Source organism: Haemophilus haemolyticus, assembly GCF_003490935.1.
In the GTDB taxonomy this organism is placed as follows: domain Bacteria; phylum Pseudomonadota; class Gammaproteobacteria; order Enterobacterales; family Pasteurellaceae; genus Haemophilus; species Haemophilus haemolyticus_M.
In genome coordinates this window covers 100,344-113,999 of the sequence record NZ_QQGD01000002.1, presented here as the reverse complement: position 1 = coordinate 113,999, position 13,656 = coordinate 100,344, and the positions used below count along the sequence as shown (strand labels likewise).

At 38.9% G+C, this 13,656-nt stretch carries 13 protein-coding genes and 2 pseudogenes; 4 read left to right on the top strand and 11 right to left on the bottom strand.

The genetic code is table 11. The features are described from left to right. Window positions 1-5: 5 nt before the first annotated feature. Genes exbB through DV417_RS02820 form a run of 3 tightly spaced genes read left to right on the top strand, consistent with a single transcriptional unit; the run spans window position 6 to window position 1,688 of the window. Complete coding sequence (gene exbB / locus DV417_RS02830) at window positions 6-458, top strand: TonB-system energizer ExbB (RefSeq protein ID WP_005627854.1); 453 nt, start codon at window positions 6-8, stop codon at window positions 456-458. A gap of 3 nt (window positions 459-461) precedes the next feature. Continuing rightward, window positions 462-905, top strand: coding sequence for a TonB system transport protein ExbD (exbD, locus tag DV417_RS02825; protein ID WP_005627856.1), 444 nt, complete (start codon window positions 462-464; stop codon window positions 903-905). 9 nt (window positions 906-914) lie between these two features. Continuing rightward, complete coding sequence (locus DV417_RS02820; RefSeq protein ID WP_118878506.1) at window positions 915-1,688, top strand: energy transducer TonB; 774 nt, start codon at window positions 915-917, stop codon at window positions 1,686-1,688. A 57-nt stretch (window positions 1,689-1,745) separates the two neighbouring features. On the opposite strand, the gene DV417_RS02815 is transcribed toward DV417_RS02820, so the two are convergent. The 7 genes and pseudogenes from DV417_RS02815 to DV417_RS09645 form a co-directional block, all read right to left on the bottom strand. Next, on the bottom strand, window positions 1,746-2,570 hold the full coding sequence (locus DV417_RS02815; protein WP_114909531.1) for a class II glutamine amidotransferase: 825 nt from the start codon (window positions 2,568-2,570) through the stop codon (window positions 1,746-1,748). A gap of 252 nt (window positions 2,571-2,822) precedes the next feature. Further along, window positions 2,823-3,245: pseudogene (locus DV417_RS02810) on the bottom strand (transposase). A gap of 100 nt (window positions 3,246-3,345) precedes the next feature. Beyond that, entirely contained in the window at window positions 3,346-4,311 is a 966-nt protein-coding gene (gene nrfD, locus DV417_RS02805) for a cytochrome c nitrite reductase subunit NrfD (protein ID WP_118800743.1), read from the bottom strand. Beyond that, on the bottom strand, window positions 4,308-4,985 hold the full coding sequence (gene nrfC / locus DV417_RS02800; RefSeq protein ID WP_046939769.1) for a cytochrome c nitrite reductase Fe-S protein: 678 nt from the start codon (window positions 4,983-4,985) through the stop codon (window positions 4,308-4,310). The genes nrfD and nrfC overlap by 4 nt, the downstream gene beginning before the upstream one ends. Continuing rightward, on the bottom strand, window positions 4,982-5,632 hold the full coding sequence (gene nrfB, locus DV417_RS02795) for a cytochrome c nitrite reductase pentaheme subunit (protein ID WP_118878505.1): 651 nt from the start codon (window positions 5,630-5,632) through the stop codon (window positions 4,982-4,984). Before nrfB ends, nrfC begins: the two co-directional genes overlap by 4 nt. A 76-nt stretch (window positions 5,633-5,708) precedes the next feature. Further along, window positions 5,709-7,235 (bottom strand): ammonia-forming nitrite reductase cytochrome c552 subunit, encoded by a 1,527-nt coding sequence (gene nrfA / locus DV417_RS02790; protein WP_118878504.1) that lies wholly within the window; start codon window positions 7,233-7,235, stop codon window positions 5,709-5,711. Window positions 7,236-7,490: 255 nt separating this feature from the next. After that, window positions 7,491-7,592, bottom strand: a pseudogene (locus tag DV417_RS09645) (DUF3418 domain-containing protein); the annotation flags it as partial. A gap of 17 nt (window positions 7,593-7,609) precedes the next feature. Here DV417_RS09645 and DV417_RS09640 point away from each other — a divergent pair. After that, complete coding sequence (locus DV417_RS09640; protein ID WP_118878732.1) at window positions 7,610-7,780, top strand: helix-turn-helix domain-containing protein; 171 nt, start codon at window positions 7,610-7,612, stop codon at window positions 7,778-7,780. A gap of 207 nt (window positions 7,781-7,987) precedes the next feature. Here the strand turns inward: DV417_RS09640 and DV417_RS02775 are convergent, their stop codons facing one another. The 4 genes from DV417_RS02775 to DV417_RS02760 are packed head-to-tail and all read right to left on the bottom strand — an operon-like array spanning window position 7,988 to window position 13,435. Further along, window positions 7,988-8,689, bottom strand: coding sequence for a hypothetical protein (locus DV417_RS02775; RefSeq protein ID WP_118878503.1), 702 nt, complete (start codon window positions 8,687-8,689; stop codon window positions 7,988-7,990). A gap of 10 nt (window positions 8,690-8,699) precedes the next feature. Next, a complete protein-coding gene (gene hrpA / locus DV417_RS02770) occupies window positions 8,700-12,611 on the bottom strand; it encodes an ATP-dependent RNA helicase HrpA (protein WP_118878502.1) in 3,912 nt (1,303 codons plus the stop codon). After that, window positions 12,608-12,982 (bottom strand): DUF423 domain-containing protein, encoded by a 375-nt coding sequence (locus DV417_RS02765; RefSeq protein ID WP_118878501.1) that lies wholly within the window; start codon window positions 12,980-12,982, stop codon window positions 12,608-12,610. The genes hrpA and DV417_RS02765 overlap by 4 nt, the downstream gene beginning before the upstream one ends. Continuing rightward, entirely contained in the window at window positions 12,983-13,435 is a 453-nt protein-coding gene (locus DV417_RS02760; protein WP_118878500.1) for a DUF441 domain-containing protein, read from the bottom strand. Between the last annotated feature and the right edge of the window lie 221 nt (window positions 13,436-13,656).

The window sequence follows — 13,656 nt, the reverse complement described above, 5'->3', positions numbered from 1 at the left end:
AAAAAATGATGCAGCTTTTTGATTTTTTACAACAGTACAGTGACTACTTTATCATCGGTTTATTATTACTGATGAGCATTATTATGCTAGCCATGGTAATTGAACGTTATCTTTTCTTAAGAAAGGTAAACGTCGCACACTATTCCACCATTCACGCATTAGATATCGATTTAAATCGCAATATGACCGTGATTTCTACTATTGGTGCAAACGCGCCATATGTTGGTTTGCTTGGTACAGTTATCGGGATTTTATTAACGTTTTATCAAATCGGTCATGGCGGTGGCGAAATTGACACTGGCGTGATTATGATGCACTTGTCTTTAGCATTAAAAGCGACAGCATTAGGTATTCTTGTGGCTATTCCATCGATGGTGTTTTATAACGGTTTAGGTCGTAAAGTTGAAGTTAATCGTTTGAAATGGAAAGTGTTAAACGAACAAAAAGATAAGGAATAGTCTGTGAAAAAATTCGATGAAATCAACATTATCCCTTTCATTGATATTATGTTGGTGTTGCTTGCTGTGGTACTTATCACTGCATCTTTTATCTCTCAAGGTAAAATTCAAGTTAACGTACCTAAAGCCAGTACAGCCGTTGCATTTAAAGCTGATGAGCTTGCTAAATTATTAACTGTGACAGCGGATAAACAACTCTATTTCAATGATAGACCTATTACGCAAGAAGCCCTAGAAGCAGAAATTGCCCAATGGAACAAAGATCAGAAAGTCACTTTAAAAATTGATGCTGAAGCCTCCTTCCAAGATTTTGTGACCATTACAGATATGCTCTCTAAAAATGAGATCAAAAATGTAGCTATTGTTTCTATGAAAGATAAGGGTAAAAGTGCGGGTAAAAATCCTCAAGAATCTGCACCCGCTCAATCTGTGCCAACGACGCCTTAAGGAATAATTATGCAGCAAACAAAACGTTCGCTATTAGGTTTGCTTATTTCTTTGATCGTGCACAGCATTGTTGTAGGATTAATCTTATGGAGTTGGAATAAGCCAAGTGATAGCGCCAATAGCGCATCAGGCGACATATCCACAAGTATTTCCATGGAAATGGTGCAAGGTATGGTGATGGAAGAACCTGCTCCTGAGCCAGAAAATGTACAAAAAGAGCCAGAACCAGAAAAACAAGAGGTTGTGGAAGATCCAACGGTAAAACCTGAACCGCAAAAAATCAAAGAACCGGAAAAAGAAAAGCCAAAACCAAAAGAAAAACCTAAAGAAAAGCCAAAGGATAAACCGAAAAAAGACGTTAAACCACAGGAAAAATCAATCAATAAAGATCTACCAAAAGGTGATAAAAATATTGATTCAAGTGCAAACGTGAATGCTAAAGCGACCACAACTGGCGCCACCAATAGCAATGCACAAGTGGCTGGTAGTGGAACAGACACGAGCGAAATGGCAGCCTATCGCTCCGCAATTCGTCGTGAAATTGAACGTCATAAACGTTACCCTACTCGCGCAAAAATGATGCGTAAGCAAGGTAAAGTCAGCGTGTCCTTCAATGTAGGCCCTGATGGCTCACTAAGTGGTGCTCGCGTTACTCAATCATCAGGTGATGAAAGCCTAGATAATGCAGCATTAGAAGCAGTTAACAGCGCAAGACCTGTCGGTGCAAGACCTTCAGGATTCCCTTCTGGGTTAAATGTGCCGATTAGTTTCACGCTTCAATAAAAAAAGTGCGGTTAATTCTCTTTGAGTTTAACCGCACTTTTCTTTGGCTAGATTTAATTAAGCTACTCGATTACCTAAGGTACCATCATCAATCGCTTCTTTCGGAGTACCTACCACTTCAGCAATTTTGTCCCCATTCTTAAAAAATACAAATCCACCATTTTCCATTTTTGTCCAATTTTCATCTTTAGTTAACGGAAAGGTTGTAATGATATTCACTTTATCGCCTTCCTTTGCATAATCACTAAAATCAATGACACCATCATCATCAATTCTGTGTGCTTTACCAAAAGGCGCTTGTCGCATGACATAATGTAAATTCGTTGAACAATGGGCTATCATCCATTCGCCATTAGAGATAATAAAATTAAATGTGCCGTGTTGAGCAAGCTCTTTTGTTACTTTTTGAATAGCCTCAAAAATTTCCATTTCACTCGGTTTTTTACGAAAAGTATTTTTAAGATATTCCGCCATATAACAAAAAGCAGCTTCAGAATCTGTAGAACCTATTGGCTGCAAAAAATGTTCTGTCATGTCTGGTAAGTTTTTCAGATTACCATTATGCGCAAAAACCCAGTTTTGCCCCCAAATTTCACGAATAAACGGATGAGTATTTTCAATATTCACTTCACCCTGAGTCGCCTTACGAATATGTGCAATAACATTCAAAGACTTGATTTTATATTGCTTCACACAATCAGCGATGGGGGAAAGGCTAGCAGCTTGATTGTCGCGAAAAATACGTACTCCACGCCCTTCAAAAAAAGCAATTCCAAAGCCATCTGAATGACAATCAGTTAAACCAGCACGACGACGAAAACCTTCAAAAGAAAAGACAATATCCGTCGGCGTATTACAATTCATTCCGAGTAATTGACACATAATTTAAATAAGATATAACCTCACAATATGTGAGTGATTTAACACCATTACGAAGAGAATATCAAGAGAGATGCTATGGATTTTTCATATCATGTAGGTATTAGGTCTCTTCGAAATGATCCTTTTAGTTAACACAGTATTTTCTAGAAATCATTACCGATTATTTCTAATGAGAGTTATTCAAAGAAATAAGATTTGAAAATTAAAGTAATAAATATTGATAAAAAGAAATGGGGCTGACATAGATTAGCGCTAAGTACCATACCATTTTCGCAATATTTTAAATTGTTCTTTTAGTGCTCCAAAGTTAAACCGAAATTCACATTCCTTCAAGAATAATGGAAAGTTTTTTCGGTCAATTCCATTATATTTTCGGAGTATTATCTTCGCCTGACTTCAGAAATTTTCTATTCCATTTATATGGTTTTGTTTCACCGCAAATAGTTCGGAATGATTGATTCGTTCGTGGTGAAATTTGCTCACATCAAAAAACTCATCGGCTTCAAGGGATAAATGATAACTAATGGCTTTAGGAATTTTTCGGAAAAACAAAATCGCTGAATTGGCGTGGATACCAAGTAAATAAGCCGTTGCTCGGGCTGTGACTTCTAATACAAAAAATTCAAGTAGCTTATTTTGTATAGATTTATTTAATTTACAATGGGTTATCTTCATTTTATAGACTAGCGCACTTGCTAATTTATGTCAGCCCCTTATTTAAACAAGAAAAAAGGCGTATTTATTAATACGCCTTTCTTATACACATAATTCTGATTTATGCCACTGTTAATTGTCCCGCATATAAAACAAAGAAACGTAAACAGAATACCCCAATTAAGTCAAAAACTGACACTAAGATAATAAAGTTACGATTATATTTTAAGCGGTCATTCACAAACATATTGGCAATTAATGGGAGCAAGATACCAATAAAGAATACCCCAATCCAGAACACGGCTCCCCAAAAACCAGATAATGCATTATGTAATGCAACTGTTTTTTGTCCACCACCAAAATGTAAGCCAACGAAGAAACACACAAGCAAACCAAGTTCTGTCACCATAATAGGTACTTCAAATTTGTGGATGAAGTGCGATTCGTGAGAATCACCTTTTAATTTTCCTGCAATCAAGATAATTAAGAAGGTTGCGGCAATACCAGATGATGTACCCGAGGCTAAGAACAATGCAGGTAATACAGGATTATTCAACATTGGATAGCTAATTAATGCAGAAAGTAAGAAACCAGTGTATGCACCAAGCACTGCAGCCAATATGAAAAGAATAACTTCAACTGGACTGACAATACGTTCTACAATACCGATGAGTTTTATCACAAATTGTAGTTTTGGCATAAAGCGATTAATTAATACTTCGATTTCTTTTTTGAAAACCACCACACCCCAAATTACTAAAAACAACATATAAATTTGGAATAGCATTACCCCCATCGACATTACGGAGTTGAATTGATAGTTAAACATCAATTTCCAGAATGTCCAAGGTCTTGCTAAGTGGAAAACTAATAGCGTTAAACCAATTAATGTTGGCACAGATCCCAAAATCACACCGGATCGAATAATCCAATTTTGACTTGGATTCATTAATTTATTACTACGTTTATAAGCAATTGCCAACTGTACCGCACCAGATGAGATCCCCAATAAGAACAAGTAGATCGCAATGGTAGAATCCCACACTAGATTAGGCGTATGAAATGGAACTGGATAATCTAATGTCATCTTCTAGGCTCCCCATGTTGGAATGGAATGTGGTACAAGTTTGGTTGTGTACCTAACTCCACTTTAGTGCGATAAACCGGTTTTTCTTTCACTTTACGTGAAACTGCACTCATTGGATCATTCATATCCCCAAAGGTTAATGCTTTGGTTGGGCAAGCCTCCACACAAGCCGGTTGTTTACCATTGGCTAAATTTGTATCTCGGCAGAAGTTACATTTATCTGCGGTACGATGTACTGGATGAATAAAACGTACACGATATGGGCAAACTGCTATACAGTATTGGCAGCCTACGCATAAATCTTTATGTACATCTACAATGCCAGTCTCTTTATCAATAAAAGATGCACCAGTTGGACAAACTGCTACGCAAGGTGCGTTTGTACAATGTTGGCAAGATTGACGGAAGAACTCATATTCCTGATTTGGAAATTCACCGTAAGGCTCACTGCGCAAGATTTCCAAGCGAGAAACGCCTTCTGGCACTTGGTTCACATCACGGCATGCATCCATACAGGCTGTACAGCCGATACACGAATTTTCATCGTGTACCATTGCGTAACGTTTAGGTTTATCCGCCTTGTCTTCTTTCGCAAAAGAAGGTAAAGATGTTCCCGTCATAAGGATCACAGCCCCCATGCCGGAAACAAAGTTTCGGCGTGAGCAGGCTGTCATTGTTTATCCTTCTGTTCGGTTAGTTTATCTTGTTCTGCTTTACGTTTTTGTTGTTCACCATGGCAATCTACGCAAAGTTTAACGCGTTGTTTTGGTTGAATACCTTTCATTGCGTCTTCTTTAGGGTGAAGAGTATGGCAACTTGCACAAGGTAATTTCATTGCGTGTACATCATGCGCCCATAGTTTTTCACGAAGTTTGTCAGGTTGGTGACAAGCAAAACAAACTTGGTTTTGTTCTTGAACTGAATACATCGGTTTTTTATTACCGAAAATATCCCCTTCAAAACGCATAACATCTTTAGCACCACGACGGTGATTTTCAGAAATGTTACCGTGACAGCTTACACAAGTAATTGCTTTACCGTTATTTGGATTTTTCTTATCTAAGTGCGCACCATGGAATTTACCAAAGTGGAGTTCGCCACCAGACTGATCTACAGTTTGGTTTTTATCTACTTTGTCGAATTTATGGCATTTAGCACAATATTGATTTGGATCGCGTTGGTTATCTAATTGCGGTTCATAAGTAAAATGATCCGCAGGTTTTTGTGCACCATCAGCATGAGCCAAAAACGGCGCTGCTACAAATGCCGCACTTAACGCTAACGCTTTTGCAGATTTGTTGATTAAAGAAGTTAAATTCATTTGGGTTACCTCAAATTTGACCTTGAAAATCACCGCACTTTCCAGTTTGCACTTAAAAGTGCGGTGGATTTTTCATTTATTTTTGTGCTGGTGGATCAACTAATAAGCCTTTTTCTTTAGCTTGTTGTTCCCATTGTGGTACCACAGTTTTTAAGAATTCTTCTTTTGCTTTGCGTTCTTTTTCGATATCAATACCCATTACTTTCCATGCTTTATCAGCTGTTGAAATATCTGGGATTTGAACCGGAGTTTTCACACCGTGTTTAGTTAAGATTGCTGCAAGTTTAGTACGAGCATCAGCCGCTTTATCTAAGCCAGAGCCTAATACACGAAGCATGACTTCAGGTGCGTGCATATGGCCACCGTGGCTCGCTGCAGCATAATCCCAACGCCATTGAGCATGACGAATATCCATTAATGCCGCTTCCATTTCTTCTTTAGTTGCACCTGCATCCCAAGCAGCTTTTGCTTCAAAGTGAGCTTTAACAACTTGCTCTTCTAAACGACCCATTACATCTTTCACTTCTTTTTTACGTGAAGTGACGATATCGCGTAATTTTTCTTTGCTTTGATCGTGACAGTTTGCACAAGTGCGGTCAAATGCATCAAATGGATTTTGGATTTGGTGATCAGTATAAACTTTACCGTCTTTACCTTGTACTTTTGGCATGTGACAGTCTACACAAGTTACACCGTTTTTACCGTGCATACCTAAAGACCAAATTTCAAAGTCAGGGTGTTGAGCTTTTAACATTGGTGCTTTAGAAAGGCTATGAGTCCAGTCACTGAAACCAATTTCATCATAATATTTTTCAATATCATCAACAGTTTGACCTTTATTCCAAGGGAAGGTTACTTGTTTGATATCGCCTGCGAAGTAGTATTCAACGTGGCAGTTTGCACAGATTTCAGCGCGCTTTTCAGTACGAGCTGCAGTGTTGAAACTTAAATTGTTGTGTGGGCGACCTTCCGCTTTATCTTTTTCAGCAGTTGCTTTTTCTAAAGCGTCAAGCGCGCGTAATACGTGTGGACGAGCAATACGTAATGCCGGTTTTCCTTCAGCAAAATCTTTAGAGGTCGTATCGTGACAGTCAGCACAACCGATTGAGTTCACGATTTCTGGACCTCCTTTTGCCCATTTCGCATTGAAATAATCTTTTTCACCCCATTCCGCGATTAAACGTGGAACATCTGGGCCTTTACATGTCCAACATGCCATTGGTTGTGGACCATCATTTGAAGTTTTTGGTGCGCCAGTTCGTAGAATGTTACGAACATCAGTCACCGCATAAAAGTGACCACGCGGTGCATTGTATTCTTTTGCAAATGCATAACCGCCCCAAAGAACGATTAAGCGTGGATTTTCTTCATCGGCATAAATAATTTTTTCACCTTTGCCGTTTGCTGTTGAACGCCAGCTGTTATATTGATTTGGATATTTTTCTGCAAATTTTTCATTTACAGATTCAATTTTCAAATCTGGTTTTACTGGTTCAACAGGTTGTTCTAATGGCTTATAAACCATATCAGCTACCGCTGAGTTAAATAAGCTTAAACTCGCGAAAGACGCTGCCACAATGAGGCTTTTTTTGAATGCGTTCACGATAATCACTCCATTTGTTGTAATAAAAAGGTTAGGTTAAATAGAAAGTTGAGAATTATTCTTAATACCACATAAAATGTGTGGATATAGATTCACTCGCGCGTAAGATACCAAAAGAAAAAAGTTTTTCCACTCGTATAACTAAAAAATGTGAGATTGATCAACCTTATTTCTTAAAATACTTATAAAGAGGTATGAGTTATTTGGGATAAATTAAGGCGGTTTACACCGCCTTAATTTTGAGTATTATTATCATTAATATTGACTAATAATATTTGCTATTCTTTTATCCGATATTTGATATTTTGTTCCCAGCTGTTGAGCAAATAAACTGACTCGTAATTTTTCTATCAAGTATTAAATTTATTCATTAAATTATTAAATTACGCCAAGGACAGCAGCTCAACCCAAAAGGTTTAGCCGAAAAAACTGGCATCTCCCAAAGTGCTATTAGTCGTTTTGAATTAGGCAACCACAACCCGTCACTTGCCTTTTTACAACGTACTACGGAAGGATTGGAGAAGAAGGTTTATGTGGAGTTTTGATAAGCAAAAGTGCGGTAGATTTTGAACCTGTTTTTGAGGTTGAAAAACGTTTGAAAATCTACCGCACTTTTAAAAACAGAACGATGGTTCAAGCGTCCACGCTTGGACCAAATAAGCACAAGCGTGGACGCTTGCGCTATCTTGGGCGATGCCCTTAAATTGAAGATACAAGCACGCGTCAAGAGACGAGCGCTATCGTGGGGGGGACTATTTCATTGAATAATAGTTACTATTCTTGATTATACATATAATCTTATTTTCCATTTCAAGAAATTTTTTTGTATAGCTTACAAAATATACTTGAAAAACGTGTCCAGCGTGTATTGGATCGCTTTTATCCATTTCCAACTCTATTCTTTTATATTCCTTAGTGAGAAAGATAATACAATCATCTATCTCTTTTATAATTTCATTAGGTAGCCAAATAAATGATTTTTTTATAATTATTTTTTGTTCAATTAAAACTTTATCAAGTTCTAAAAACTTTTTATAAAGAAACTCATTTTTATCACCATTCATAGAATTATATTCAATATCTATATTTTTTGCCCACAAAGATAACTCTAAAAATTTATTAATTACTTTTTCCAGTTCTAAAATGCTTTTTTCATATATCTTAGAATATCGGATCTGATACTCAATATTTCTCCTTTCTAGTCCAGTCTTAACTGACTCAATAGCTTCTGTAAGTTCTTTCAGATCCTCCTTTCTAACTAATTGAGTATCTATCTCAGCATTTTTCTTCGCAGACTCAATACTGTGTGTAATTTCTTTTAAATCATCCTTTGTTGCTAACTGAGCACTTATCTCACCCCATTTTTTACTATAAGCAATAACCCATGGTTTTAAGATTAAATCAACGATAACACAAATAAAAATTCCTATTATTAAGGATAAAATATCTATCATTAGTTCCTCTTTAAATATTATTAATCACATTCAAAACCCGCTTATCCGACACCTGATACTTCGTCCCCAACTGCTGCGCAAATAAACTCACACGTAGCTCCTCGATCATATAATGAATTTCCGCCACCTCATCAGAAATCGGTTTGGATTTTGGTAGCTTGGCGAGGAGTTGTTGGTAGGCTTGTTGCACTTGTTCCACGCGTAGCATCGCCGCACGATCACGGTTTACATCTTGAGCCAGTTTATCAATGCGTTTATCAACGGCTTGCAGATAGCGCTGTAAATCCGGTAGGCGATCATAACCGCTCTTTTGTACAAAACCTTGATATACCAAGCTTGAAAGTTGTGATTTGATGTCGGACAATGCGAATGCCATAGTGAAATCCATTTTGCCTTTTAAACGTTGGTTTAAGGCATGGTTAAGGGATAGGATTTGCTCCACTTTCTGCGCAATATCTACGGTCACTTCGTTAAGGTTTTCTCGAACAAAATCACGCAATTTTTCAAAACCGGCTTCATCCCATACAAAACCGCCAAAATCGGTAATCAGTTTATCCACCGCACAAGCGATACAGTCATCAATCAAATCTAACACGCGACCAAACGGGGTAAAATACAGCCCCAATTTAGCTTTATTCGGCAATTTTTCATGCAGATATTTAATCGGTGATGGTACATTGAGCAACAACAAGCGGCGCAGACCTTGTTGCATCGCCACCGCTTGCTCAAATTCTGTTTCAAACAGTTTGATACCAACCGCATCTTTTTCATCTACAATAGCCGGGAACGCTTTGACGCTGAAATCACGTTGTTTTTGTTCGTAACATTGTGGTAAATCTGCAAAGCTCCAAATATGCAATCCACTTTGTTCAATGCCATCATCAGCCACGGCAGAAATACTTTCCTGCACACGATCTTTTAAGTTAAATTTCAGCTCATCCAAATTCATGGATTCGGCGATTTTCTTGCCGTTCTCATCCACCACACGGAACGTCATTTTCAGATGGCTTGGGATTTGTTCCCAATTCCAATGTTCCGCTTCTACGGTGACGCCCGTCATACGACGTAATTCATAAATCAGCGTATCCAATAACGGTTTTTCCAATGGCACAGCTCGGCTTAAAAAAGCTTGAGCATAATTAGGTGCCGGCACGAAGTTACGACGATAAGATTTCGGCAGAGATTTAATCAGCGCGATCACCAGCTCTTCACGCAAGCCTGGAATTTGCCAGTCAAAGCCTGTCATTTCCACTTGGTTGAGCAATGGCAACGGAATATGCACAGTCACACCATCTGCATCGGTGCCTGGTTCAAATTGATAAGTTAATTTGAATTTTAAATTGCCTTGATGCCAGAAATTTGGGAAGTCCAGCTTGCTCACTTGTTCCGCATCATCGTTAATCAAGAATGAGCGTTCAAAATTAAGCAATTCAGGATCTTTTTGCTGCGCCTTTTTCCACCAGGTATCAAAATGTTTTTGGGAAACCACTTCCGTACCAATACGCTGATCGTAAAATTCAAAAAGCGTGCGGTCATCCACCAAAATATCACGGCGGCGGCTTTTGTGTTCCAATTCCTCTACTTCTCGAACGAGTCGTTGATTTTCTTTGAAGAATTTATGTTTGGTATTCCAATCCCCTTCTACCAAGGCGGATTGAATAAAGATCTCACGGCTCACCGTTGGGTCAATGGATCCATAATTCACTGGTCGCGCTGCCACAATCGGCACGCCATACAGACTGACTTTTTCATCGGCAATCACCGCTCCGCGAGATTTCGACCAACGTGGTTCGGAATAGGATTTTTTAATTAAATGCTCAGAAAGTGGCTCAATCCATTCCGGCTCAATTTCCGCCACCATACGCCCCCAAAGTTTGGAGGTTTCGACAAGCTCCGCCGCCATCACCCATTTCGGTTGTTTTTTGAAAAGCACGGAATTAGGGAAAATCGCAAAATGCGCATTGCGGGCGCCGAGATATTGTTGTTTTTCCGCTTCTTTTAAACCGATATGCGACAGCAAGCCACTTAAAAGTGCGGTGTGAATTTGCTGATATTCTGCTTTTTCCGAATTAATCGGCAAGCCCATTTCACGCACGGTTAAACGAATTTGATGATAAATATCCTGCCATTCGCGAATGCGTAAATAATTTAAGAAATCCTTTTGGCACTGACGACGGAATTGGTTTTTACTCAATTCTTTTTGTTGTTCTTGCAGATAACGCCAAAGATTGAGGAAAGCCAAGAAATCCGATTTTTTATCGGCAAAACGACGATGTTTTTCATCGGAAGCTTGCTGTTTTTCTTGTGGGCGCTCGCGCGGATCTTGAATGGATAAGGCCGCGACAATAATCATCACTTCATGCAAGGCACCCTGTGAAACAGCATTCAGCAACATCTTCGCCAAACGTGGATCCACAGGGAGTTGCGATAATTGACGACCAACTGGGGTTAATTGACGTTTCTCGCCTGCTTTAGAGCGAACTATTTCAAACGCACCTAATTCTTCCAACAGTTTTATACCATCTTGAATATGGCGTTTATCCGGCGCATCCACAAATGGGAAGGCTTCAATATCATCCAAACCCAATGTCGTCATTTGCAAAATAACGGAGGCTAAATTGGTGCGCAGAATTTCAGGATCGGTAAATTCAGGACGAGAATTAAAATCCTCTTCCGAATATAAACGAATACAAATCCCTTCACTTACACGACCACAACGACCTTTACGCTGATTAGCGGATGCCTGTGAAATGGGTTCAATCGGTAAACGTTGTACTTTGGTGCGATAGCTATAACGGGAAATGCGCGCTGTACCTGGGTCAATCACATATTTAATGCCCGGCACGGTCAATGAAGTTTCTGCGACGTTGGTCGTTAATACAATACGATTTAATCCGCTTGGATGGAAAATTTTATTCTGTTCTTGCGCAGATAAGCGAGCAAAGAGCGGTAGAATTTCCGTGTGTTTTAGATTTTGTTTTTGTAAGGCTTCAGCAGTATCGCGAATTTCACGCTCGCCGTTCATAAAGATCAAAATATCGCCACGGCCTTCCGCTTGCAGTTCATCCACCGCATTGAGAATGCCTTGTAGCTGATCTTGATCGTCTTCTTCCACGACAGGGCGATAACGCACTTCCACGGGATACGTTCTGCCCGAGACTTCGATAATCGGGGCATTGTTGAAATGTTTGGAAAAGCGTTCCACATCAATGGTCGCAGAGGTGATGATAAGTTTTAAATCACGACGACGTGGTAAAAGCTGTTTCAGATAACCGAGAATAAAATCGTTATTTAAGCTACGTTCGTGGGCTTCATCAATAATCAAACAAGAATATTGATTGAGGAAACGATTGTTTTGAATTTCTGCTAACAGGATCCCGTCAGTCATCAATTTGATTTGTGTATCATCACTGATTTGATCGTTAAAACGAACCTTATAACCAACTAAACCGCCAAGCTCCGTTTCCAGTTCTTCCGCAATACGAGCCGCCACAGAGCGTGCAGCAATACGACGAGGTTGAGTATGACCAATCATGCCTAAATTGCCGAAACCTAATTCCAAACACATTTTCGGCAATTGGGTGGTTTTACCTGAACCAGTTTCCCCCGCCACCACAATGACCTGATGTTCAGAAAGCAGTTTTTGAATTTCTGCTTTGCGTTGGCTAACGGGTAGACTTTCTGGAAAAACGATGGGATTTTGTACCGCACTTTTCCGTTGTTCTATACGTAACCTTGCTTGTTCAATTTGCTGTTGGATTTCATCTGCAACGGCTTGTTGAGCCTCTTGGCTTTTAATTTTTCCAATACCATGAATGCGGGCGGATAAGCGACGTTGATCTACCAACATGATGTCATGTAATTGAGAAAAAAGAGATTGTTGTAAAGGTGTTAATGCGTGTTTTACCGATCTGTTTTTCATAGCGATTTATTTTTGAAACTTCCGTAAGCTAAGCTAATCCATCCGATTAAAAATAAAGTTCCGCCAATAGGCGTAATCCACACTATTGCATTGCTTGCTCCGAAAGCGAGTGCGTATAAACTTCCACTAAATAATAAGGTTCCAATTAACCAAGAAGCCATGGATAATCGGGCGAATTTGTTGTCACGTAAAGCAGATAATGCAACGGCAAGTACTGCAATAGTATGGAACATTTGATATTTTAAACCCGTATCAATCCATGATAATGCTTTGGCTTCTAATATATGGCTTAAGCCATGAGCTGCAAATGCGCCTAGTGCGACACAGAAGAAACCGCTTAAAGCAGTAAGGGTGAGGTATTTGTTTTTCATTTAAATTTTTCCTAAAAGTAAAGCTAATATACCTGCAGCAATAAGTGGGCCAACGGGAATTCCACCTAAAAATGCTACACCAATAATTGTGCCGATAAGCAAGCCAGTGACTAAAATCGGTTGTTCGCCCATTAAAGGAACACCTTTGCCTGCAAGCCATGCCACAAGCACACCAACAGAAATGGAAAGTGCCATTTTCCAACTAAGAAAACCCGATAAATCAGGCAACTGAATTTTTCCTGAAACTAAGGGGCTTAAAACCCCAACGGTTAAAATAATGATACCAATTTTAACGCCATATTTTTCGAGCAAAGGAATGTGTGAAGATAAAAAAGTTTGCTGCATGATAAGTAATACAGCAGAAGAAATGGTAATTGCGCTGTTGTGACTGAGTAACCCGAGAATAATTAAAATCACCAATAACAAGGCGATTATATTGAATTGTAACGACATACTTAAAAAGTGCGGTGAAAAAAATTTTAAGCAGCATTCTATCATGAAAATACATGGAATGACTGTACACGCCGTTTATTTAGAAAATTGTATTTAGAATCAACAAATATTAATAGTTCTTATTTGTTTTTTTGTTTATCATACTGGGCGTTTTTATTGGAATTCATTACTAATGAGGCATCATGTAGTCAGTATGATTTCAATGAAAGCGTTAGTCGATA

Bases quoted from the DNA above. Each gene is read 5' to 3' on its own strand.
- DV417_RS02760 (WP_118878500.1), bottom strand. From the start codon at position 13,435: ATGTCGTTACAATTCAATATAATCGCCTTGTTATTGGTGATTTTAATT.
- DV417_RS02815 (WP_114909531.1), bottom strand. From the start codon at position 2,570: ATGTGTCAATTACTCGGAATGAATTGTAATACGCCGACGGATATTGTC.
- DV417_RS02820 (WP_118878506.1), top strand. From the start codon at position 915: ATGCAGCAAACAAAACGTTCGCTATTAGGTTTGCTTATTTCTTTGATC.
- DV417_RS02765 (WP_118878501.1), bottom strand. From the start codon at position 12,982: ATGAAAAACAAATACCTCACCCTTACTGCTTTAAGCGGTTTCTTCTGT.
- nrfB (WP_118878505.1), bottom strand. From the start codon at position 5,632: ATGAATTTAACTTCTTTAATCAACAAATCTGCAAAAGCGTTAGCGTTA.
- nrfD (WP_118800743.1), bottom strand. From the start codon at position 4,311: ATGACATTAGATTATCCAGTTCCATTTCATACGCCTAATCTAGTGTGG.
- exbB (WP_005627854.1), top strand. From the start codon at position 6: ATGATGCAGCTTTTTGATTTTTTACAACAGTACAGTGACTACTTTATC.
- DV417_RS02775 (WP_118878503.1), bottom strand. From the start codon at position 8,689: ATGATAGATATTTTATCCTTAATAATAGGAATTTTTATTTGTGTTATC.
- hrpA (WP_118878502.1), bottom strand. From the start codon at position 12,611: ATGAAAAACAGATCGGTAAAACACGCATTAACACCTTTACAACAATCT.
- nrfC (WP_046939769.1), bottom strand. From the start codon at position 4,985: ATGACAGCCTGCTCACGCCGAAACTTTGTTTCCGGCATGGGGGCTGTG.